At 37.6% G+C, this 22,823-nt stretch carries 23 protein-coding genes; 9 read left to right on the plus strand and 14 right to left on the minus strand.

The features are described 5' to 3' along the window. Positions 1 to 2 precede the first annotated feature (2 nt). The 5 genes from FFJ24_RS16665 to hemA form a co-directional block, all read right to left on the minus strand. Positions 3 to 869: a sensor histidine kinase KdpD gene (locus tag FFJ24_RS16665; RefSeq protein ID WP_138818279.1), complete on the minus strand. Its 867-nt coding sequence runs from the start codon at positions 867 to 869 to the stop codon at positions 3 to 5. Positions 870 to 973: 104 nt separating this feature from the next. After that, positions 974 to 2,344, minus strand: a complete 1,371-nt coding sequence (gene hemL / locus FFJ24_RS16670; protein WP_138818280.1) for a glutamate-1-semialdehyde 2,1-aminomutase — start codon at positions 2,342 to 2,344, stop codon at positions 974 to 976. A gap of 163 nt (positions 2,345 to 2,507) precedes the next feature. Further along, positions 2,508 to 3,476 (minus strand): porphobilinogen synthase, encoded by a 969-nt coding sequence (hemB, locus tag FFJ24_RS16675; RefSeq protein ID WP_138818281.1) that lies wholly within the window; start codon positions 3,474 to 3,476, stop codon positions 2,508 to 2,510. A gap of 235 nt (positions 3,477 to 3,711) precedes the next feature. Beyond that, positions 3,712 to 5,292, minus strand: a complete 1,581-nt coding sequence (hemC, locus tag FFJ24_RS16680) for a hydroxymethylbilane synthase (RefSeq protein WP_210419386.1) — start codon at positions 5,290 to 5,292, stop codon at positions 3,712 to 3,714. Positions 5,293 to 5,670: 378 nt separating this feature from the next. Beyond that, positions 5,671 to 6,897, minus strand: coding sequence for a glutamyl-tRNA reductase (hemA, locus tag FFJ24_RS16685; RefSeq protein ID WP_138818283.1), 1,227 nt, complete (start codon positions 6,895 to 6,897; stop codon positions 5,671 to 5,673). A gap of 136 nt (positions 6,898 to 7,033) precedes the next feature. Here hemA and FFJ24_RS16690 point away from each other — a divergent pair, with 136 nt between their 5' ends. From FFJ24_RS16690 to FFJ24_RS16700, 3 genes are all read left to right on the plus strand, one after another. Continuing rightward, the gene (locus FFJ24_RS16690; protein WP_138818284.1) at positions 7,034 to 7,417 is read left to right on the plus strand and encodes a DoxX family protein; all 384 of its coding nucleotides are present in this window, start codon (positions 7,034 to 7,036) and stop codon (positions 7,415 to 7,417) included. Between the two features lie 392 nt (positions 7,418 to 7,809). Beyond that, on the plus strand, positions 7,810 to 8,637 hold the full coding sequence (locus FFJ24_RS16695) for a S9 family peptidase (protein ID WP_138818285.1): 828 nt from the start codon (positions 7,810 to 7,812) through the stop codon (positions 8,635 to 8,637). 9 nt (positions 8,638 to 8,646) lie between these two features. Continuing rightward, entirely contained in the window at positions 8,647 to 9,093 is a 447-nt protein-coding gene (locus FFJ24_RS16700) for a UPF0158 family protein (RefSeq protein ID WP_138818286.1), read from the plus strand. Here the strand turns inward: FFJ24_RS16700 and FFJ24_RS16705 are convergent, their stop codons facing one another. The 9 genes from FFJ24_RS16705 to FFJ24_RS16740 form a co-directional block, all read right to left on the minus strand. Next, complete coding sequence (locus tag FFJ24_RS16705; RefSeq protein ID WP_138818287.1) at positions 9,094 to 10,368, minus strand: mechanosensitive ion channel family protein; 1,275 nt, start codon at positions 10,366 to 10,368, stop codon at positions 9,094 to 9,096. Positions 10,369 to 10,593: 225 nt separating this feature from the next. Continuing rightward, positions 10,594 to 11,190, minus strand: a complete 597-nt coding sequence (locus tag FFJ24_RS16710) for a hypothetical protein (RefSeq protein ID WP_138818288.1) — start codon at positions 11,188 to 11,190, stop codon at positions 10,594 to 10,596. 10 nt (positions 11,191 to 11,200) lie between these two features. Continuing rightward, positions 11,201 to 13,180 carry a (E)-4-hydroxy-3-methylbut-2-enyl-diphosphate synthase gene (ispG, locus tag FFJ24_RS16715; protein ID WP_138818289.1) on the minus strand — a complete coding sequence of 660 codons (1,980 nt, stop codon included), beginning with the start codon at positions 13,178 to 13,180 and terminating at the stop codon, positions 11,201 to 11,203. 96 nt (positions 13,181 to 13,276) lie between these two features. Continuing rightward, positions 13,277 to 14,626 (minus strand): alpha/beta fold hydrolase, encoded by a 1,350-nt coding sequence (locus FFJ24_RS16720; protein WP_138818290.1) that lies wholly within the window; start codon positions 14,624 to 14,626, stop codon positions 13,277 to 13,279. A 215-nt stretch (positions 14,627 to 14,841) separates the two neighbouring features. After that, positions 14,842 to 14,991, minus strand: coding sequence for a hypothetical protein (locus FFJ24_RS26145; protein WP_168202497.1), 150 nt, complete (start codon positions 14,989 to 14,991; stop codon positions 14,842 to 14,844). A gap of 255 nt (positions 14,992 to 15,246) precedes the next feature. Then, the gene (locus FFJ24_RS16725; RefSeq protein ID WP_138818291.1) at positions 15,247 to 15,858 is read right to left on the minus strand and encodes an RDD family protein; all 612 of its coding nucleotides are present in this window, start codon (positions 15,856 to 15,858) and stop codon (positions 15,247 to 15,249) included. 105 nt (positions 15,859 to 15,963) lie between these two features. Beyond that, the gene (locus FFJ24_RS16730; protein ID WP_138818292.1) at positions 15,964 to 16,944 is read right to left on the minus strand and encodes a LiaI-LiaF-like domain-containing protein; all 981 of its coding nucleotides are present in this window, start codon (positions 16,942 to 16,944) and stop codon (positions 15,964 to 15,966) included. Positions 16,945 to 16,949: 5 nt separating this feature from the next. After that, the gene (locus tag FFJ24_RS16735) at positions 16,950 to 17,645 is read right to left on the minus strand and encodes a PspC domain-containing protein (protein WP_168202498.1); all 696 of its coding nucleotides are present in this window, start codon (positions 17,643 to 17,645) and stop codon (positions 16,950 to 16,952) included. 20 nt (positions 17,646 to 17,665) lie between these two features. Next, complete coding sequence (locus tag FFJ24_RS16740; protein WP_246862636.1) at positions 17,666 to 18,358, minus strand: SDR family oxidoreductase; 693 nt, start codon at positions 18,356 to 18,358, stop codon at positions 17,666 to 17,668. 144 nt (positions 18,359 to 18,502) lie between these two features. Between FFJ24_RS16740 and FFJ24_RS16745 the strand changes: the two genes are divergently transcribed. The 6 genes from FFJ24_RS16745 to FFJ24_RS16770 all read left to right on the plus strand — a co-directional run bounded on the left by FFJ24_RS16745 (position 18,503) and on the right by FFJ24_RS16770 (position 22,665). Next, the gene (locus FFJ24_RS16745; RefSeq protein ID WP_025145954.1) at positions 18,503 to 19,237 is read left to right on the plus strand and encodes an ABC transporter permease; all 735 of its coding nucleotides are present in this window, start codon (positions 18,503 to 18,505) and stop codon (positions 19,235 to 19,237) included. Then, the gene (locus FFJ24_RS16750; RefSeq protein WP_086547603.1) at positions 19,237 to 19,989 is read left to right on the plus strand and encodes an ABC transporter ATP-binding protein; all 753 of its coding nucleotides are present in this window, start codon (positions 19,237 to 19,239) and stop codon (positions 19,987 to 19,989) included. Before FFJ24_RS16745 ends, FFJ24_RS16750 begins: the two co-directional genes overlap by 1 nt. A gap of 23 nt (positions 19,990 to 20,012) precedes the next feature. Then, positions 20,013 to 20,258 carry a DUF2281 domain-containing protein gene (locus tag FFJ24_RS16755; RefSeq protein WP_138818294.1) on the plus strand — a complete coding sequence of 82 codons (246 nt, stop codon included), beginning with the start codon at positions 20,013 to 20,015 and terminating at the stop codon, positions 20,256 to 20,258. Continuing rightward, the gene (locus tag FFJ24_RS16760; protein WP_138818295.1) at positions 20,258 to 20,641 is read left to right on the plus strand and encodes a type II toxin-antitoxin system VapC family toxin; all 384 of its coding nucleotides are present in this window, start codon (positions 20,258 to 20,260) and stop codon (positions 20,639 to 20,641) included. Before FFJ24_RS16755 ends, FFJ24_RS16760 begins: the two co-directional genes overlap by 1 nt. A 3-nt stretch (positions 20,642 to 20,644) precedes the next feature. Continuing rightward, entirely contained in the window at positions 20,645 to 21,526 is an 882-nt protein-coding gene (locus tag FFJ24_RS16765; protein ID WP_138818296.1) for a class I SAM-dependent methyltransferase, read from the plus strand. Between the two features lie 89 nt (positions 21,527 to 21,615). Then, a complete protein-coding gene (locus FFJ24_RS16770; RefSeq protein WP_138818297.1) occupies positions 21,616 to 22,665 on the plus strand; it encodes a hypothetical protein in 1,050 nt (349 codons plus the stop codon). Positions 22,666 to 22,823: the final 158 nt, after the last annotated feature.

Here is a 22,823-nt window from a genome sequence, read left to right on the forward strand (position 1 = left end):
GATTAACTAAATGTTACTTCAAAAATACTTCCCTGAGGCAAATTGTCTTTTACTGTAATATCTGCATCATGGTATTGTAAAACCTCTTTCACAATAAACAAGCCTAAACCTGTTCCTTTCGCTTTTCTGACATTCTCGTTACCAACGCGGTAAAACTTATCAAATATCAACATTTTTTCGGCATCTGAAATACCCGGACCTTTATCAATCACGCTTAACTGAATATGTCCGTCAACTTTGTTTAAATGCACATTTATCTCATCACATGGGCTCGAATACTTAACGGCATTCTCTATCAAATTGGTCACTACTGACGATAAGGCAAATTTGTCACCCATTAACTGCAAATTTGGCTGAATTTGGGCACTTATCAATTGTTCGTTGCCACAAGAGTGAACCTGCAACCGATCAGTAATTTTATACACCAGTTCTGAAAAATTAAATTCCTCTTTCGGAAAAGTGTAAGAACGGTTTTCAATCTTGGTAGCTAAAAGCATATTTTCAACCAAATCGTCTAACCGCTCAATATCTTTTAATGAATTGTTGAGCAACGATACCTGGCGGGTCTTATCCAAATCCCGTTTAACAATGGTTTGGATAGAAAGTTTTATTGCGGCCAATGGAGATTTTAACTCATGCGTGATCGACATTAAAAAGTTCTGCTGCTGTTCCCTCAGTTTATCTTCACGTTTTAAAGATTGATGGAGAAAATAACCACCAATACAAAGCAGAAATAAAAATACCGAGCCTTCGCCCATAATCATCGTCATGCGGCTGGGTTGCAAACGCACCACTAAAGTACCCCACGAAATGAGCTGAATCAGCGCGTAAAGCAATAAGGCGTAAAATATAATTATAGATTTCTTCATTCCCTTAGGGTTGATTACACCGATGATTTGATTACACCGATTATTTTTATACATGGTTCGTGTCTCCACGAACCATCGCACAGTATCATATAATGAGTAATAAACTATTTCTTAAACACCAAATCTAATGCTTCAAAAATAGCTCTCTTTGCTTTCTCCAACTCGATCTTCGTATGAGCTGAAGATACAAAACCAACTTCATATCCCGATGGACCTAAATAAATTCCTCTGTTTAATAATTCGCGGTGCATCACTTTAAATTTCTCCATGCTGCTGGCATCAATATCATCAGCAGATTGGATTTTATCTTTATCGGTAAAGGCAAACCAGAAAATAGAGCCAATGGTGAATACTTTAAATTTATAGTTACGTGCCGTTGCAAAACGTTGAATGCTCGCTACAAATTCCTGTGCCTTATTATTCAAATCTTTATAAAAGCCGGATTTATTCAATTCGGTTAATGTTGCGATGCCCGCTGCCATGGCTACCGGATTTCCTGATAAGGTTCCGGCCTGATAAACGCCACCATCGGGAGAAATATGTTCCATAATTTCAGCTCGCGCACCATACATTCCCACAGGTAAACCACCACCGATGATTTTTCCATAAGTAACAATATCAGGTATAATGCCATAATGTGCAGCAGCACCTTCAAAACCAATCCTGAATCCTGTAATTACTTCATCAAAAATTAAAAGGGAACCATTATCGGTACAGATTTTACGCAAGAAATGAATATATTCTTCATCCTGCATAATTAAACCGTTGTTTGCAGGAATCCCTTCGATAATTACCGCGGCAATCTGATCTTTAAACTGGGCAAAAGCCTGTTCAATGGCTGTTTTATCATTTAAAGGTACCACGATGGTTTCTTCGGCAAAAGATTTTGGCACACCTGCAGAAGAAGTTTCACCAAAAGTAACCAAACCCGAACCTGCTTTTACCAAAAGTGAATCGCTGTGGCCATGGTAACAACCTTCGAATTTTAAAATCTTATCCCGGCCGGTAAACCCTCTTGCCAAACGAATAGCCGACATTACGGCTTCGGTACCCGAACTGGTGAAACGTATTTTTTCTACAAAACGGTTGTTTTTGATAATCAGCTCTGCCAATTCATTTTCCAATGCAGTTGGCGCACCAAAGCTCATGCCGTTCTGCATTACTTCGGTCACTTTTTCGCGAATTTTAGGATTATTATGTCCTAAAATTAATGGTCCCCAGCTACCACAGAAATCGATAAACTGATTACCATCGGCATCCCAGATGTAACAGCCATCACCTTTTTCGATAAAAAGCGGTGTACCATAAACCGATTTAAAAGCCCTTACCGGAGAGTTTACTCCGCCAGGGAAATACGTTTTTGATTTTTCGTAAAGCTCGGCAGATTTTACCCTCGAAATATCAGGTTTACTACCTGTATTTACCGGAATATCGGCTTCGTTGCCTGAAAACATTTTCTTTAATGAATCTAACATCTTTTTAAGGTTGAAGGCTGAAAGGTAGAAGGCGGAAGGCTTTGGGTACATACCCCACAAGCGATAAACCATCAACTTTTCTCCTAATATTTTGTAGATTTTATTACTGAATAGCTTGGGATTAGATTACGGATATAAACCTTAAACCTTCTGCCACCCACCTCTAAAGCCAGTTGTTATTTAAAATATCTTTAATGTGGTAAGTGGTAATAATGCTTGCACCTGCTCTGGCAAAGGCATGCATGGTTTCCATCACTACTTTTTGTTCGTCTATCCAACCGCGTTCGGCAGCCGCTTTTACCATGGAGTATTCGCCGGATACATTGTAAACCGCTATAGGTAGATTGGTATCTTGTTTTAACCGTTGGATAATATCCAGGTAAGCTAATCCCGGTTTCACCATTAACACATCAGCACCTTCCTGTTCATCTAAAGCAGCTTCACGTAAGGCTTCTAATGGATTTCTGAAGTCCATTTGATAGGCTTTTCTATCACCTTTACCCGGTGCGCAATCTGCAGCCTCTCTAAAAGGGCCGTAATATGCAGAAGCAAATTTTGTAGCATGGCTCATAATGGCCGCATTTACAAAGCCGTTTTCATCTAAAAGATTACGCATGGCTTCAATCCTCCCATCCATCATATCCGATGGTGCAAACATATCAGCACCAGCTTCTGCATGTGTTAAAGCCATTTTAGCGATTACCTCAACCGTTTTATCATTTTGTACGTAATCGTTTTCTAAAATACCGCAATGACCATGGGTGGTATATGAACAAACGCAAACATCGGTAATTACATATAAATCGTCGGAGAACTGTTTTTTCAACTCACGCACCGCCGTTGGCACTAAAGAATGATCGTGGTAAGCAGATTTTGCATCTTCCGATTTTTCATCGCCAACACCAAAAAGCATGATTTTGTTGAGTCCTTTTTTCAATCCGGCTTCCACATCTTTTACCAAAGTATCAACTGAGTAATGGTTTACCCCAGGCATGGCATCAATGGCATGGGTAACATTAGTGCCCGGCACGACGAAATAAGGGTACACAAACATATCTTTCGATAACCGTGTTTCGGCTATCATCTCTCTCACTAACGGATTTTTCCGTAATCTACGCGGACGATTTAACATTTTTTTAGTATCAAGTATTTCGTATCAAGATTTGAAGTATCGAGATTTTAGTATCGAGTATCAAGACTTGAATATCTTTTATTTTTTCCTTCGGGGGTGATTGCACAGATTGGAGGATTTAGTATTTAGTATCGAGATCACAGTATTGAGTATCAAGATTGTAGTATAGAGTATCAAGACTCGTAAACCTTCCTATCCTTACCTTACACCCTAAACCTTCTACCTTACTACCTTCTTACCTCATCTCTATTCCAAACACTGCTTCGGCCAATCCAATTTCATCTGGCGAATATGGCAAAGCGTATTTCACACCCATTTCATCAAATTTCTTTCCTGTGGAGTTTCCAATGGCAATTACTTGTTGCTCGGGTTCTAATAAATTATCTGCGAAATAGGCGTCAACATTTGATGGACTGGTAAAAATGAGTACATCAGCATAACTCTGGTCAATATCTTCTTCGATTACCGTTTCATAAATCGGAAGATCGATTATTTTAGCATCATCCGGTAACGATTTTTGAATAGACTGTAAAGAATCCTGCGCCCTTGGAAACAATATTTGCTGACCACCAACCAATTTCGCAAAATCTTCTGCAACTTCTGTAATATCGCCACTTTCACCAACAAAATCGGCGATATAACCAAATTTACGCAAAGCATCCTCCGATCCTCTTCCCACGACACCAAATTTGGTTTTCTTGGGCAATACCGGTTTCAGATTGAAAAAATATTCGACACTGTTGCGGCTACTGAAGAAAACCCAGTCTACATGCTTCAGTATAAACTGATCTAAAACAGTTACAATCGGAAACGTACGTATTAGCGAACGTCCTTCTATTTCAATATTATTATTTTCTAATGCCCTACGAAAATAACTGTGTTCACCTATTTCTCGCGAAATAAAAACCTTTGCAGGTTTCTTTCTGTCTGTACTAAACTTGGCTACAATTTTTTCGGCTAACCCTTCGGTAGTGTCTGCACGTAAAAACAAACGTTCTGGAAAATCATCAGCAGTTTCAGCTTTTGAAGTCCATATTTCAAATTTTCCGTTTTCCTTTTTGCAATAACAGCCTAAAGGCATGTGGCAACCACCTTCAAAAAGGTTTAAAACCTTACGTTCTACGGTTACTGTTTCCGCTGTCTCCGGATCATGCAATTTTTGCAGTGCATCAAAAAGCTCGGTATCATTTGCCCGGATCTGAATAGCCAATGCGCCTTGCGCAGGAGCTGGGATAAATTCAGTGGTTTCCAATTCTTCTACATGTAAATCGGTTACATCAAGATTTAAGCGCTTAACACCTGCTTTCGCAATCAAAATGGCATCGTAATCTTCATCACGGAGCTTTTGGATACGGGTAGGTACATTTCCACGTAAATCTTCAATCTCTAAATCGGGGCGTAAACCCAATAATTGGGCTTTGCGACGGTTAGATGAAGTACCCACCATTGCACCTTTTTTTAACGATAGCTTCTGCGAAACATCTACACAATCTTTTAAAATCAATAAATATTCGCTTGCTTCCTCTCGCGGGGGTAAAGCAGCAATAATTAATCCTTCTGGATGTGTAGTAGGTAAATCTTTGAGGCAATGTACAGCCAGATCAATTGTTCCACCCAAAAGCTCTTCTTCCAGTTCTTTGGTAAAAAAGCCTTTGCCTTCCAGTTTGTCCAATCTTAAATTCAGGATTTTATCACCCTGTGTTTTAATGATTTTTATTTCTGCTTCAATTCCAATGGCCGCCAATTCATCTTTTATATGATTTGCTTGCCACAAAGCCAGGTCGCTACCGCGTGTTCCGATGGTTAATTTCTTCACTATAAAGGTTAAATGAGTTGCAAATTTAATTTAATTAGTGGTTTATACCATGAATTGTTTAAAAATGAGACAGTGAGGTTACAGAAGGGATAATTTAAAGGATTTCTGTGACATTACGCGATTGACACCATAAGGTTTTGTCAATCTCGGTTTAAGGTTATGGAATAAAATCAATATGAATGACAGAGAAGTTAATTTATATAACTCCCCACGTTACCGTCATTTCGAGCGGAGTGCAACGCAGTCGAGAAATCTATCTCGAGAGTACTTTTGATTTAGATCTCTCCATTTCGCTGCGCTTCAGTCGAGATGACGACTCTTTTTATTAAAAAGAATGATAAAAATGAAAAACTAAACTTAGCGCTCTTTGCGGTTAAATTAAGATTGATTAACCAAGATTTCTTTGGCCATTACCATCGGAACGCTGATATATTTTTTCTCCATGTAGTTCATTACACGTTCTAAAACTTCGCGTGAGGCTTCATCCATCTGACTAATTTCATCGGCAAACACGCCATTTATGGCTGTATTTTTGATTTCTTTAATCTTTCTTGGCACTTCCTGCATCGCCAATTCGATACGGCGTTGTTTTAAAACAGAGAAAAATTCGGTAATGTTATTGCTGATAATTTCTTCGGCATGTACCAGTTCGTTATAACGTTCCTGGATATTTTTGCGTGCCACCTCTTTCAGCGATTCGACCTCAATATAATGTACAGGATTGTTATGGATTACTGCAGGTGTAACATCATTCGGGATGGCCAAATCTACAATCACCTTTTTGCCCTGATCGCCATTTAAAAGCTTAGCGTACAACGCTTCATTAATAATCGCCTCAGTAGAACCCGTACAGGTAATGATCACATCAAATCCTTCATTAAAATCTTCAAGTGCTGCTAATGGATAAGCTTTACCACCTAACTCTCCTGCCAAAGATTCGGCCTTAGAGAACGTACGGTTGAAAATTGAGAAATTTGAATATTTATGTTTGTTAAGATATTTTGCAATATTCTGATTGGTTTCGCCAGCACCTATAATTAAAATCCGCGAGTTACCACACATATTTAACTCTTTTAGCTTGCGGTAAGCCAATGAAACAACAGAAACCGGATTTTTAGAAATATTAGTGTGCGTATAAACTTCTTTTGCGGTTTTAACCACACGATCCATAATCATACGCATGTAATCGCCCGTAAAACCAGCATCGCGGCAGTTTTCGTAAGCCTTACGGATCTGGGCAAGAATTTCTTTTTCACCAACCACCAAACTTTCTAAAGAGCATGATGTTCTGAGCAAATGGTTAAAAGCTTCTTCGTTTTCGTATACGGTAACATTATCCAGAAAACGCTCCATAAATTCAGGAGGCAGACCCATGTCTAAAACAGTAAGAAATCTGGTTACAAATTCCTTGTCTGTTTTCTCTTTGGTAAGGAAAACGAACTCCACACGGTTACACGTCCCGACATAGAAAATTTCGCTAACGGGAAGCTCAGCCTGAACATTCTTCAACCTGCTATCTAAACTCTGATCACAAATAACTAATTTCCCTAAAGATTTCAGGTCGATGTGGTGATGCGTAAAAGCTATTACTTTTAAATATTCCAAGTGCTTCCGTTATTAACTATTATCGGGATACAAAAGTAACATGGTGAAGGCATGTGACTGTCATTAACCTGTAATTTACATCAATTTAGAACGGTTTTAAATAGCAACCTTCTAAAAATTAAACCATCTATTAATCATGATAAACAGACCAGTCCATAAAATTTTTCTCTGGGTTTATGCCCTTTTCTACGTTCTGGCCGGATGTAACCACTTTTTATCCATTGCAGTATATTACGTAATTATGCCAAAATGGTTGCCTGCACCTGGCTTTTTGATTTATTTTTCTGGAATATTAGAAATTATTTTAGGGTTTTTATTGTTGTTTAACAAGACCAGAAATCTTGCTTCGGTACTAATTATACTAATGCTGATTGCTTTTTTGCCTGCGCACATTTACATGATCCGGAAAGCACCCTTTATGTTGGGCCAAATAATGATTACTCCACTAATTGCGTGGCTGAGGTTGCCTTTTCAGTTAGTTTTTATTGGCTGGGCATCGTATTATTACACTAAAGAATAATATATTATTAGGCTGTTTAATTTTTATAGCAAATATTACATAGCCTTTTGCTTTCACGATGAGCGTAATGGATTGATTTTATTAATGTGTTAAAATGGTCTTCGACTACGCTCAGACTGACATACGAATTAATTTATTTAATTTTTAAACAGGCCCTATTAAAATAATATGCTTTTTTTGAAGCGCAATGCCTGTGCAATTAGGAAAGGTACTGTCCTGCTGTACATTGCAATCCTTTTGGATAAAATCTTTAAACAACAATTCATCGGTTCCAAAAGGGATTTCCATTTCCATCAGGGCTATTATACTAAAGGTAGTAATCTGTTTCTTACTATCCCAAATACAACAAAATTAGATTTTTTAGGTTTATATTTTATACCAATTTCTAAACTATGATTATACAAAGCAATTTTAGCCTTAGCGGTGCTGACGGAAAATTAATTATCGGCGACATCACTTTTGATGAAAAAAATCCCAATACACCCATTATACTTTTTGTACATGGCTTTAAAGGTTTTAAAGATTGGGGCGCACATAATTTAGTCGCCCGGTATTTTGCCGGCAATGGTTACCGTTACATCAAGTTCAATTTATCACATAGCGGTGTGCCGGTTGATGACCCGAAAGATGTGACGGATATGGAAGCTTTTGCCAGCAATACCGTATCGAAAGAGCTTTTTGATGTAAACGCGGTACTCGATTTTATTGAAAAAGCTTACGGCGCAAACACAAAAGTAAATTTGATTGGCCATAGTCGTGGCGGTGGATTATCCATCATAGAGGCTGCAAACGATTTGAGGATTAACAAACTGATTACCTGGAGTGCCATTGCCGATTTTAATAGTCTCTGGAAAAAAGAACAGGAGGCAGAGTGGAAGAAAAACAGTAAAATATTCGTCACCAATGCCCGTACCAAAGAACAGATGCCTTTGAATGTTACTTTATTGGAAGATCTGGAAGAAAATGCCGCAACATTGAATATTACAGATGCGGCAAAACGTGTAAATATTCCCTGGTTAATTATCCACGGTGATGATGATGTAAATGTTCCTTTCGAAACCGCTCAGACCTTGGCAGAAGCCAACCCGGGCAGCAGGTTGGTTAAAATTGAAGCTGCCAACCATGTGTATGGAGCAACACAGCCTTACACGAGTGAAACTTTACCACCACTTTTGTTTAAGGTTTGCGAAAAGGTTTTATTATTTTTGGGTGAAGAATAATTGAATTTTATGACTGCTTTAACTTCAGAACAAATTAAAGAAATAGCAGACACTATTGATTGCGGTTTAGTGTGCCATTGGAATATTAAGAATAATAAACTGATCTTTCTACCAAGCGATCAACTAATGCAATATAACGACTCGGATGCATGGGATGAGGATATTAAAGAAGTAGAGCATAATTTTAACGATTATAGGAAAATTGAAAAACCGGATTCCACTGAGTCTTTTAGGTTTATGGAAGATTTTACAGATGAGCTACCCGACAATACACGGATAAAAGTTACATTAATCGAAGCACTTAATAAAAGAAAACCTTTCAGAGAATTCAAATATGAGATAGATAATTCAGGCGAATACAGGCAGCTATGGTTTGATTTTAAAAATCAAAAATTAATTGACTACGTGCTAGAGAGGATTGGAGATATTATTGTGCTAGAGAACCCCCGGCGATGATTAATCATCGCCTCTCCTTACAAAATTACGCATATCGCTTCCACTAGGGCTTTGGAAAATCTCCAAATCAAAATAGGGAACCGCAGCCAACAAATGGTCAAAAATATCTGCAGCCACTTCTTCAAAACGTTTTAAACCTTTTTCTTTCGAGAATACATAAATTTCAATCGGTAATCCGTTTTCTGTAGCCTGTAACTGGCGTACCATAAAGGTGAGTTCCTTATTGATATGAGGATTGCTTTCGAGGTATTTTTCGGCATAAACCCTAAAAGTACCAATATTGGTCATGTGGCGGCCGTTAACCAGGTTGTTGGGATTCACCGTATTTTCCGCATTATAACGCTCAATAAAGGCTTGGGTTTCTTTGAGATAATCTTTTAAATAATCGATGCTCTGTAACCTCCCGATCAGTTCTTCATCACAGAATTTAATACTCGAAATTTTGATGTTGATGTGGCGTTTAATCCTTCTGCCCTCACTTTCTTCCATGGCACGCCAATTTTTGAACGACTCACTTACAATGGCATAACTAGGTACAATGGTTACCGTTTTATCCCAGTTACGTACTTTAATGGTCGTCAAATTAATCTCGGTTACCTCGCCATCAGCACCATATTTTTCTACCGTAATCCAATCGCCGACCCTCACCAGATCGATGGCACTCATCTGTACCGAAGCTACAAAACCTAAAATAGGATCCCGGAAAACCAGGATAAAAACAGCAGTAACCGCACCGAAACCACCAAAGACATATAAGGGTGATTCACCTAAAATAATTGATAGAATCAACACGAAGCCAACAATATAAAATACAATTTTGGCTACCTGTTTGTAACTCCTTATGGGTTTATCGGCATATTTCTTTGATGATTCCATGATGGACACCAAAGCATTCAGAAATGCATTTATAGCAAACATTACGGCTAAAACCATGTAGATTTTAGCAAATATTAAAGCATAAAATAACCCGTTTTTAAAATCGATAAAAAGATAAGGAACAACATTATAAATAATGTATGCTCCAAATATTAAAGCGAAAGCCCTGAACACCCTAAACTCGAACAATGCCTTTTGCCAATCCGATTTGGTTTTGGCACTTTTTACGACTACGATAAAAGCCTGGCGAGTTACAAAAATAGTGATGAATAAAAATAGCGTAACGCCTACCAGTCCGATAAAAAAATAAGAATAAACAAGTTCACTACCTGCAAGGCCTTTACCAGCCAGCCAGTTTCTAAGTTCACTAAACAGGTATTGAAACTCGGGGATATTCATCAAGGCAATTTAGGATTTATTGGTCAGAAAATTAAATGGTGCTGTAGTCTTTGTCATTCTGAATACAATGAAGAATCTGCTGTGAGAATATTGGTACTGCTAAAACTATGCTAGTATTGATAATGGCACAGTAGTTTTTAGTCGGTGCTACCAGAATATAGATTCTTCGCTGCGCTCAGAATGACAGTATAGTGGTCTGTAAGGATACGGACTAAAGGATCTTATCTATAATAAAACGACATTAGTTTCAGCTAATTTAATTCTACCGAAATCTAGCTCGCAATCATCTGAAAAAGTATAGCTAGCCGTTTTCAAAGAATGTAGATGATCAAAATATGAAATGGTAATAATTGGGCTTCTAAAAACAGCAGCTTTTTTAAAAGTTATAGATTGAATATCAGCTCGATTAAATTCACTTGGTTCTTCTCGTTTCAAAAACTTTAACCTTAAGTTAAAACATATTTCAGTCAATAGAACATATCCTAGAAAAATTTTAAAGTCAAATAAAAAAAGCAACCCAACCGCAATTAAACGTTGAAATATTAGAAATGCAGCTTCGAAATTGGTTAATCTATTATCAGGCTCTTTTAAACTCTCAAAAAAGACAATCAGAGTGATGGCTATCTGAACATAATTCATAAACCCGGTAAAAAAAAAGCTGATCAGATAAATTCCTATAAATACAAATGGTTTCCAAACATGATCATAACTAAAATCAGGACGATCGGTGACGATAATCTTATCATCATAAATTTGCATCACTTTCTTCCTCAGGTTAAACTCAGGAGGAAGATAATATTTATTTGGAGCGCTATTAAACATTTGAATTTTATTAAATTTTCTCTACCCAGTTGCCATCATCTTTAATAATGTCGATCAACTCATCCAAAGCATAAGCAGTAGTTACATTTTTCTTTACCACTTCTTTACCACGGTATAAAGTAATTTTATCAGGTCCGGTACCAACATAACCATAGTCGGCATCGGCCATTTCGCCGGGACCGTTAACAATACAGCCCATGATACCTATTTTAATTCCTTTTAAATGATTGGTACGTGAGCGGATCAGTTGTGTGGTTTCCTGCAAGTCGAAAAGGGTCCGGCCGCAGCTTGGGCATGAGATGTATTCCGTTTTACTAATCCTTGTACGGGTAGCCTGTAAAATCCCGAAACTGGTCGGGTTGATCAACGAAAGATTTTGTCCTTCCGCGTCAATCCATAGACCGTCACCGAAACCATCGGTAAGCAAGGCACCAAGATCCGTAGCGGCATAAAGCATTAAATGATCGGCATCAGCATCCTGGTAAGTTCTTTTTATAATAACCGGAATCTGAGCATTTTTTTCCTGCATTGAAACAAAAAATGCCCTTTGCTCAGCCATTCCGTGAGTTGAACTGGTTTCGAGGATTAAAACAACCGTGCTATCCAATTGTGCAATTGTTATATTGCTGAATTGTTTTGAATCAACCTGGACAAAGTTCAACACTTCATCTCGAACTTCACTTTCAATAAATTCTCCCAGGGAAAATAAAGGATGACAATTGTTCTTATCTTTTAATTTTAACCAGGTTTGATAATTATAAACCTGTTTTAAATTTCCCGGAAAAGAGAAAGAAGGTAAATTATCGCCTAAATAAGCTAAATCGCATGCCTGATCGGCCAGATTATATTTATCTAAACCTGCACTATAGTTATAACCAACCGAACTTAAAAAGTAAGGATCTTTTAAATTTTCTTTCGAAACATCAATCATCACTACCGGATGGTGATGCCCGCCAATATGTTGTACTGGAGTGGTGATGCGGCGGTTGTATTCGTAAGGATTATAAGTTTGGCGTGGAGCGTGGGGCGCGGGGCGTAAATTAATCGATTCTGGACTTCCGACTTCGGACTTCGGACTCCTTAAAGCATAGCGGTCTGCCAAAGCTTTAGCCACCGGTGCTTCAAATTCAGGGTCTTCGGTTAATGAAACGCGGATGGTATCACCCAGTCCATCTTCTAACAGAGTACCAATACCAACGGCCGATTTAATGCGACCATCTTCGCCGTCACCAGCTTCTGTAACGCCCAAATGCAAAGGGTAATTCATCCCCTCTTTAGCCATGGTTTCTACCAGTAAGCGATAAGCCTGAACCATCACCTGGGTATTGCTGGCTTTCATCGAAATTACCAGATTATAATAATTCTGGTCTTCGCACATTCGGATAAACTCCATTGCCGATTCAACCATTCCGCGGGGTGTATCGCCATAATGGCTCATAATCCTGTCAGAAAGCGATCCGTGGTTAGTACCGATGCGCATGGCCGTACCATATTCCTTACAAATTTTAACTAAAGGGATAAACTTTTTGTAAATCCGGCTTAGTTCTGCATTATAGGCATCCTGCGTATATTCTATATTTTCGAATTTCTTTTTATCAGCATAATTACCCGGATTAACACGCACTTTTTCTACAATTCGTGCTGCCATTTCAGCTGCATTTGGTGTAAAATGGATGTCGGCAATTAAAGGAACATTATAACCACGCAAGCGCAGTTCTTTTTTAATATTGGCCAGATTTTCGGCCTCTTTAATGCTTGGCGCAGTAATACGCACATATTCGCAACCCGATTCTACCATGCGGATCGTCTGTTCTACCGTACCCAAAGTATCCATCGTATCGGTGGTCGTCATCGATTGAATCCGGATCGGATTGTGCCCACCCAGTGCGATATCACCAATGTTGACTTCCCGGGTTAAATACCTCGAATAAGTGGTTAAACTGTTGCAATATCCGCCAGCCAGATCATGTTTTGCCAATATATTTTCCATCTGTTTGCAAAGATAAGGATTGTTGGAATGTTTTAAGTTGGAATGTTGTAAAAGATGCAGGTTAGCAACGTCAAAAACTCTTACCTGTAACAGATATTACTGGTTTAAAAAAGTGAGTACCTCAGTATTAAATTCGGAAACCTTTTCTACAGGCACATAGTGTGAAGCGCCCTTAAAAATAAAAAGTTGCGATTTAGGAATATTATCAGCTATAAACTTAGTGTGCTTTTCTAAAATCATATCTTTTTCGCCTGCCATTACCAATACCGGAGCTTTAATCTTCTTTAGGTCTAAAGCCGTAAGATGTGGCTCAGTTAATAACATGGTAAATAATTTAACCTGATACTTTGACTGAGCATCTAATTTCGTTTTTAAACTTTCAATAGCCTTGCGAACTTCCTCTAACGTGCTGGTTGAAACGGCATCATTTGGATTTGTACAGGCACCAGTAACGGCGAGTTTATCTACATATTTAGGGTATTTAGCAGCCATTATCAATCCTGTATTTCCACCATCGCTCCACCCTAAAATATTCGTTTTATTGATATGCAGAGAATCAAGTAATATTTTCATGTCTTCAGCATACAGGTCATAAGAAAGTGGATCTGTAATATAATCAGTGCTTTTACCTTGTCCACGGGTATCTACTGCAATAACTTTATATTTTTTTGAGAACGCTTTAATCTGTTTCTTAAAAACACTTATCGATTGGCTGTTTCCATGCAATAACAATAGGGGCTCGCCTTTTCCGTAAGTTTCATAATATAGGTCAGCATCTTTTACTTTAACTTTACCTGATGCTGAAACATTACTACCATAATTAATGGGCTGTGGCGGATTGGGGTTATAATCTGTCTTAATCTTAGCCTGACTAATATCCACACCATCAATCAGAACCTGAACATCATCAATCCACATCTTACCTGGACCATATAACAAAGGAAAAAGATTAATTGTTGTGGCCTCTTTTTGAAGCGGCAATTTAAGGCTATATTGCTTCCAGTCTTGCGTTCCATATATCCTCTTCGCTAGTAGATTGGTAAATTGTAACTTGTCATTATTCTCATCATCAATTCTAAATGGAAAATCCACATGGCCGGTAATATGCTCTAATTTTAGATAAAATCTAATTTCTACTTCCCTCCCATCAAATTTTGCAGGAATAATTAAACTAGACATGGCATAATTTGATTCAACATCTTGGGCAATATTTTCTATCAATAAGGAGTATTTGCCTGTATGTTTTTGGGTTGAATCGATTTCAACCTTATATCCACTTTTGGTTGTTCCCGTATTCCATCCAACAGAAGACTTAGTACTAGGGATTATTTTTTCAAACCCAAGATTATATTCATCCTTAACAAGTTTTAACGAATCTGATGATGTTTGGCAAAAAGAGCTAAATTGATAAAAAGCAAAAACAGCGGTGAGAAATATACGTAGCATATTAGATTAATTTTACTAAAACTAATCAATAGAATAATAGCTTAATTCATATTTAACATCTTTTAACTGAAAGCAGAAATTGAAATTGGGGTTATTTTTTAACGGTGGGTGGGTTTGGCATCATTGCACCGACCTAAGTTTCATAAACGGGATGAAAGCGGCATCCTTTGGCTGTCAGCCTAAGGAATAATTTATTTAATAAAAATCAATATGAATTACGTATAATTGATTTCTTTGCCATACACCACGGTCTTGCCTCGGCTCGCCGCCGCCGAAGGGCTCCTTCTTTTTGGCATCAAAAAGAACCAAAAAATGCCGGCTGAAAATTTATTCATTTGTTGTTTATAACTTTCAGCTGCATTCATGAGGGCTTCGCCGTTTTCTTTTGAAGCCAGTTGTGCGGCCAGAACGGTGCAGCCCGAAAAATTTGTTAGGCCGGATTTACGTAGAACGGCGATACTGTGCTATGGCCTAGCTGGATGGAAATGCGAAAGCAGTCAAAGCACTGATTAACAATTTTTTTGTGAAATAAAGTCAATGGTAGCGTAGTCGAAAGCTAGCCAAAGATATAGCGTACAGCCCGGATAACGAAAATAGATGTGATAACCTTGCTTTTCTAATCAGATCAATCTATCCTTTATTACTAAAGTATTAGCCGCAATATCGTGCCAGCACTGGTTTTTCTTATTCAGGAAACTGTACAGATAGCCAAAAAAAACAGGAATTACCGATAAGATTTTGGAAAAATTCCTAACCAGAGACATACCGAGAGAAACCCGGCTTCCTTCTAAATCGGTTACTTTAATGTTGAGGAGTTTTTTACCAATAGTAGCCTGACTGGCTGATGCCTCTGCAATACTGCCATAAATGAGTTTAATGATAAATATGGATGGGAATGGGATTAGAAAAGCCATAATCCGCTGGTCTTTGCCTTCGATAAAAATATAGCTTGTTAAAATAATGATGCTATATATTCCAAAAATAATAAAATGATCAATTACTGAAGCCAATAATCTTTGATCAAAAGCGGCGAAATATTGGGGGGCTGTTTTTTGATAACTAAAGCCCAAAAGCTCACGCAATTCGGAAATTGCATGAGCTTCTTTATAATCGTCCATTCCGGGCTTACGTATAAAAGTATTCGCTGTGATGTTTAAATCTTTCAGTTCGGATAAATTATATGGGCCTTGTGGCTTACCATTAATTACTACTGTGTATTGATCAGGATTCATTAGGTTGGATCGGGATTTGAGATTTTAGGATTGTAAGATCAGTAGTGCATAAAAGTTTAGATCGAATAAAGCCTTACACCATCCACCTTAAAACCTTCAGTCTTCCTAATACCTGCTTACTTCAAAGTTACTCAATCCCCCATCTAAATTGATAAAGATTTTTTTAGTGGAAGTTTTGTAATTTGAAGTTTCATAAACACCCTCACTCAGTTTTTCGAACCCATCAAAATCCTTTGCCGATAAACCTGTTTTGGTTTTAATCCTGCAGCCCGAGTTGGCAGGTACTTTAATTTTAACATCGGCAACACCCGATTTTACGATCACATCAGTTATTGGTAACAAATCTCCAAACTTGATATCAAGAGCTGCTGCCCCACCATCAAAACGAAAAGTACGTACTTTGTAATCAGCGAAATCGAAGTTTGCTTCGCCTGCACCAAGTTTCATTAAGATATCCCAGTTGGCGCCTTTATTCAATTTAAAATCAACATCGTTACCCCCATCTCCAAAATTCCATTTGTTTTTTTTATCGTCCATTTGGAAAGTAAGTACAGTCGCACTATCGGTAAGGACTTTCTTTAAAGAAAAGTTGCCATGTTTTTTCTTTATATCCGCACTAATCAATTCGGAGGTTTCGCCATCAAGGTTAAATGATATACCACCACCTGAAATATTCAAAACCGTTTTCTTAGCATTATCGGCGTTTACAAATGGCTCTGATAAACTGGAGTGATAGGATGTTGTATCCTGATCATCGTCATTATCATTGTCGCCATCATTGTGATCGATATTTACGTCAATATCTTTTTTGAAATGGCGTCCCCACCAATTCCCATGTTCTGGCACCTGTTGTCCTTTATAAAAAAGGAACGATAAAGCAATCACCAGAACACCAATCGAAATCATGCTGCCTGTTTGCGAATTGTTTCTGTTAAAAAGGATATTTAAGCCTGCTATAATTAAGAATACCGGCCAAAAGCTCCATACGCTGCGCCAATAAAATTCGATTACTCCAAAGTTTTCGAGTAGAAGTACACCGCCAATAAAAAGCAGGATGATACCCCATATTAATCTATCTAGTTTCATTTTATTTATACTTGAGGGTTAGCGGGTGTTGATTGATCATCTTTATTTACAGGGGCAACAGGCTCATTTTCTACAACAGCTTCAGAAAAATCTGCCGTTTTCTGCTGCTCAGCCTCTTGTTGGTGCTGAAAAGTCGCCCAGTCATTTTTTCTTTTTGATTTGGCAATAATACTTATACCTAAAGCAATAAATATTAACGGCCACATATACCTGAATAAGTTACGGATGCTAAACCAGTCAGGTATAAAATCCATTTCGCGCATCAGAAAAAAACATCCTATTACCAGCAATACCAATCCGCCTATGGTGCGACCAGTATCATTAGATTTATTGAATTTACTAAAGTCTGGCTGTGTTTCGAAAGGTGTTTTCTGTGTGCCATCTACAGGTTGTGTCCAATTCTGATTTCCTTGATTAGCAGGCCCTGCAAAAGGATCGGCGGTTCCAAATGGCTGTGGATTTGAGTTTTTATTACCAAAGTAGTCGTTGAATTTGGAAAATCTTGCCGCCGGATCGTTATTAACCGGAACAATAATCCACATTACAATATAGGCAATTAAGCCACCTCCAGCCATAAATATAGCCGATAATGCAAACAATAATCTAATTATGGTAACCTCCACCTGCATGTAATCTGCAAGTCCCGAAGCTACACCGGCAATCATCTTATCGTGTTCGTTTCTAAAAAGCTTCTTTTCCATAACGTTGTTCATTTTTGTGTTTAAAAATCAAGCGGAGTGATTAAAACCTCATCTACATTTACCCCTTTACTTAAGTTTAAAATGGTAAATAAAGTTTCTGCAATATCTTCAGGCTGTACAAATTTCTCATCCGGAATTGTTGTTCCCTCCCAGGATGAAGTTTTAGTAGCGCCTGGCAAAAATGCTGTTACTTTAACATTGTGAGGTGCTAACTCTTGCCGCAATACATGATTAAGACTCAACATCGCTGCTTTTGTTACACTATAACTACCACCATTTTTTACGGGTACATTACCAGCCACAGAACAGATGTTGAATATATGGCCTCGTTTGGCTGAACGCATTTTTTTTCCAAAAAACTTACTGATATAATAACTGGCATTGGTATTTAAATGCTGTTGCTTTTCGAAGGTTTCGTCCTCCTCATCAAGCATGCTGCCAGGCAAAAAGATCCCTACATTGTTGACTAAAACATCTACGTAATCAAAATTTATAGCTGTCGAATTCAAAAAAGCATACACTTCCTCTTTAACCGAACAATCTGCTCCATGAGTAACAATAATATTCCCATAAGGGGTTAAGTCTTCCCGAAGTCGGGCAAGTTCATCTAATCCCCTTGCTACTAAAACTAAATCGTACCCGTTCTGGGCAAATTTAGTCGCAATGGCTCTTCCAATTCCTTTAGTTGCACCCGTAATTACCGCTTTCATCATTTATGGTTTAATTTTTGTTAACAAAAAACCATAATTATATTCAAAACCACGAATATTTTTGTAATTAGCAAAGCGCTCCAACTTTTTTATTGTTTCTTTGTAGTAGTATAGAACGATCATTTAAATTAAGCAAATACATACGGAATGAATTTTACCAATTTCGGCAGATACATCCTGCTACTCAAGTCTGTATTCAGAAGGCCGGAAAAACTGAAAATTTACCTGAAAGAAATCGCCAAACAAATGGATTATGTTGGTGTAGGCTCTTTAGGTTTAATTGCGATTATCTCTACTTTTATCGGTGCGGTAATGACTTTACAAATTGCTTTCCAATTGGTTAGTGATTTTATTCCAAAAACCATTATTGGTTCTGTAAACCGCGACTCGAGTATCTTGGAGTTAAGCCCAACCATTAGTGCAATTGTATTGGCAGGAAAAATAGGGTCGGCCATTTCATCAGAAATTGGTTCGATGCGTGTTACTGAACAGATTGACGCTTTAGAAATTATGGGTATCAACGCACCAGGATATCTCATTCTCCCTAAAATTATTTCAGGCATAACCATGGTACCCATGTTGGTAATCATTTCTATGTTTTTAAGTATTACCGGCGGATATATTGGCGGTTCTATTTCAGGAGCGGTTACGCCTGCTGAATATATACAGGGTATTACAACCGATTTTAATCCTTATACCATCGTAGTGGCACTGGTAAAAGCTTTTGTATTTGGGTTCATCATTACATCAGTTCCGGCATACGAAGGTTTTTATGTTCGTGGTGGTGCTTTAGAAGTTTCGCAGGCCAGTACCAGAGCAGTTGTAATTAGCTGTATCTCTATTCTTGTTTGCGATTATTTAGTTACTCAACTTTTATTGTAATGATCGAAATTAAAGATATTTATAAATCGTTTTCCGGAAATGATGTATTGCAAGGTATTTCCGGAAAGTTTGAAGAAGGTGTAACCAATTTAATTATTGGCGGTTCCGGATCAGGAAAAACGACTTTACTGAAATGCATGGTAGGTTTACATCAGCCAGATTCTGGATCGGTATTGTACGATGGCCGCGATTTTACACCGATGACCTATGAGCAACGTATCGAGGTGCGTAAAGAAATCGGTATGTTATTTCAAGGCTCTGCCCTGTTCGATAGTATGACTGTTGAAGAAAATATCATGTTTCCATTAAACATGTTTACGGATCAAAGTAGAAAAGAAAAGCTGGAAAGAGTTGATTTTTGTTTAGAACGGGTAAACCTTGCAGGTAAAAACAAATTATTCCCTGCAGAATTATCTGGTGGCATGAAAAAACGTGTGGGTATTGCACGTGCCATTTCTATGAACCCGAAATATTTGTTCTGCGATGAACCTAACTCGGGTTTAGATCCAAAAACTTCGATCGTAATTGATGAACTGATTCAGGAAATTACAGAAGAATATAAAACAACAACCATTGTAGTAACACATGATATGAACTCGGTTATGGGTATCGGCGATTATATTTTATTTTTACACGAAGGAAAAAAATTCTGGGAAGGCAGCAACAAAGAAATAGCACATACCGATATTAAGGAACTAAACGATTTCGTATTTGCAAGTCGCTTCATGAAAGCTGCAAAAGATAAGTTTTAAGAAAATTCTTATATTTGTTTATTATGACTGCGGCTACAAAAAATATCATTTACAAATTGGAAACCTTACCAGAAAGCATGGTAAATGAGGTAGAAGATTTTATTGATTTTTTAAAAGCCAAACATTCGAAGAGTTTTCCAAAGTCGAAAAGTGAAGAGTCAAACATTGTTGAAGAACCAAAAAGCTTGTATGGTGCAGCAAAAGGTACAATTCTTTATATTTCTGATGATTTTAATGAGCCATTAGACGAGCTAAAGGATTATATGTAATGCGTTTTTTATTAGACACACACATATTTCTTTTTTTTATTAATGGAGATAATGCTATTTCAAAAAAGATTATAGAGATCATAAACAATCCTGATACTGAAAAACATATAAGTATTGTTAGCATTTGGGAAATCACAATAAAGCTAAATATTGGGAAACTGAAGTTAAAAGATGATATAAACTCCATTTATCAATTGCTCGACAAGTATCAGGTAAAAATTCTTCAGCCTTCTAAATATGATTTTACTACTTATTCTAAACTACCCTTAATACATAAAGACCCTTTTGATAGGCTTATTATTTCACAAGCAATAGCTAATGATTTAACACTGATAACCGATGATCAATATATCAGAAGCTACCCAAATTTAAAGTTATTTTAATACATGATACAATTACTTGCCCCCACCCATTGGAAAGATTATGAACTGATTGATTGCGGGGATTTTGAAAAATTAGAACGTTTTGGAAGTGTAACCCTTATCCGTCCTGAACCTCAGGCGGTATGGAAAAAAACATACTCAGAACAGGATTGGAAAAAAACGGCCAACATCATATTCAGGGGCCGTTCGGCAACTTCTGGCGAATGGGTAAAAAAAAATCAATCTATTCCTGATCGCTGGCATGTAGAATATAAAAATGATGAAGTGGCCATTAAACTCCGCTTAGGTTTAACTTCTTTTAAACACGTAGGCGTATTTCCTGAGCAGGCTGTAAACTGGGATTGTATCTCCTCTTCTATCAAAAAATTTAAAACACCGCAACCAAAGGTTTTAAACCTATTTGCCTATACCGGAGCAGCCTCATTAATCGCCAATGCAGCTGGCGCAGAAACTACTCACGTTGATTCGATTAAACAAGTAGTTACCTGGGCAAATGAAAATCAGGAACTTTCGGGGTTGAAAGATACCCGTTGGATGGTGGAAGATGCCTTAAAATTTGTAAAAAAAGAATTAAAAAGAGGCAAAAAATACAATGGTATTATTCTAGATCCACCGGCTTATGGCCATGGTCCTAATGGAGAAAAATGGAAACTCGAAGATCATATCCAGGAAATGATGCAGGATGTAGTACAATTATTAGATGAAAAAGAACATTTCCTTATATTAAATACCTACTCGCTTGGTTTTTCATCAGTAATTGTTGAAAATTTAATCCGTACTTCTTTTCCTGCGGTTAAAAATCTCGAAACGGGAGAACTTTATTTACAGGCTACCTCAGGCATTAAATTGCCATTGGGCGTTTTCGGTAAATTCTGTAATGTGTAAATGTTGATTACTTTATTTTAAACTATCAGATTTCCGCCCTACTTTCATCGGTCCGGAAAAAGACTAAATTTTAATTATCTAATATATCTATGAAATTCCCTCAATTAGCAGGCACCCTAATACTTGGTTTTGCCGCAATCAGTTTATTCGCCAACTGTAATTCAGACGGTAAAGGCGGAAACAGCATTGGTAAAATCTTCTCATCTGATACCTCGAAAAAGAAAACCGACTCAACTGTGAACGTGATGAAACCGGTTGATCCAAAGCTTTACGATTCGTTGGTAAAAAAACTGGCAAACGGAGATACTACCGGGAAATGGCCGGTTAAAAAACAGCCGTATCCATTAGCAGGAGCTATTTTACCTTTTAAACGTATTGTTGTTTATTATGGAAACCTGCATTCGAAAAAAATGGGCGCACTCGGTGAATATGCACCTAAAGAAATGTGGCAACGCTTAAATGCTGAGGTTAAACATTGGGAAAAGGCTGATCCTACTACCCCTGTACAACCAGGATTACACTATATTGCCGCAGTAGCAAGCGGAACACCAGGAAAAGATGGAAAATACATCAACAGGATGGGCAATAAACAGATAGATTCTGTTTTAAAAATTGCTAAAATGCAACCTAACACAATTGTATTTTTGGATCTTCAGGTAGCTTTAAGTACCATAAAAGCAGAATTACCGCACATCGAAAAATATCTTGAACTGCCTTATGTACATTTGGGTATCGACCCGGAATTTTCAATGAAGGATGGTTCATTACCTGGCAGAAAAATAGGCACTTATGATGCTGCCGATGTAAATTATGTAACTCAATACCTGGCCGATATTGTTAAAAAACACAATTTGCCTCCAAAAGTATTTGTATTGCACCGTTTTACTAAGAAAATGGTAACCAATTCAGCTAACATTAAATTACGTCCTGAAGTGCAGGTGGTAGTGCACATGGACGGGTGGGGCGAACCCGATTTAAAAAAAGGCACCTATCGCCACTTCATACAGGGCGAACCTGTACAGTTTACAGGCTTTAAATTATTTTACAAAAATGATTTAAAGAAAGATCCTAAGCGTTTGATGACCCCTGAGGAGCTACTGAAGCTTACTCCAAAACCGATATATATTCAATACCAATAAAATTGAAGCCTGTAATTTACGATTACAGGCTTTTTTGTTTTACTGCTATATAGCTACATTTCATTATGTATTTGCCTAAAAGAGTGGTCCAGACACCGCCTGCTTAAAACTTAAAGGAATAATCAATATGTAACCAATGTTTAATATCAAAAAAATGT

Origin of the sequence: Pedobacter sp. KBS0701, assembly GCF_005938645.2 — a bacterium.
Taxonomy (GTDB): Bacteria; Bacteroidota; Bacteroidia; order Sphingobacteriales; family Sphingobacteriaceae; genus Pedobacter.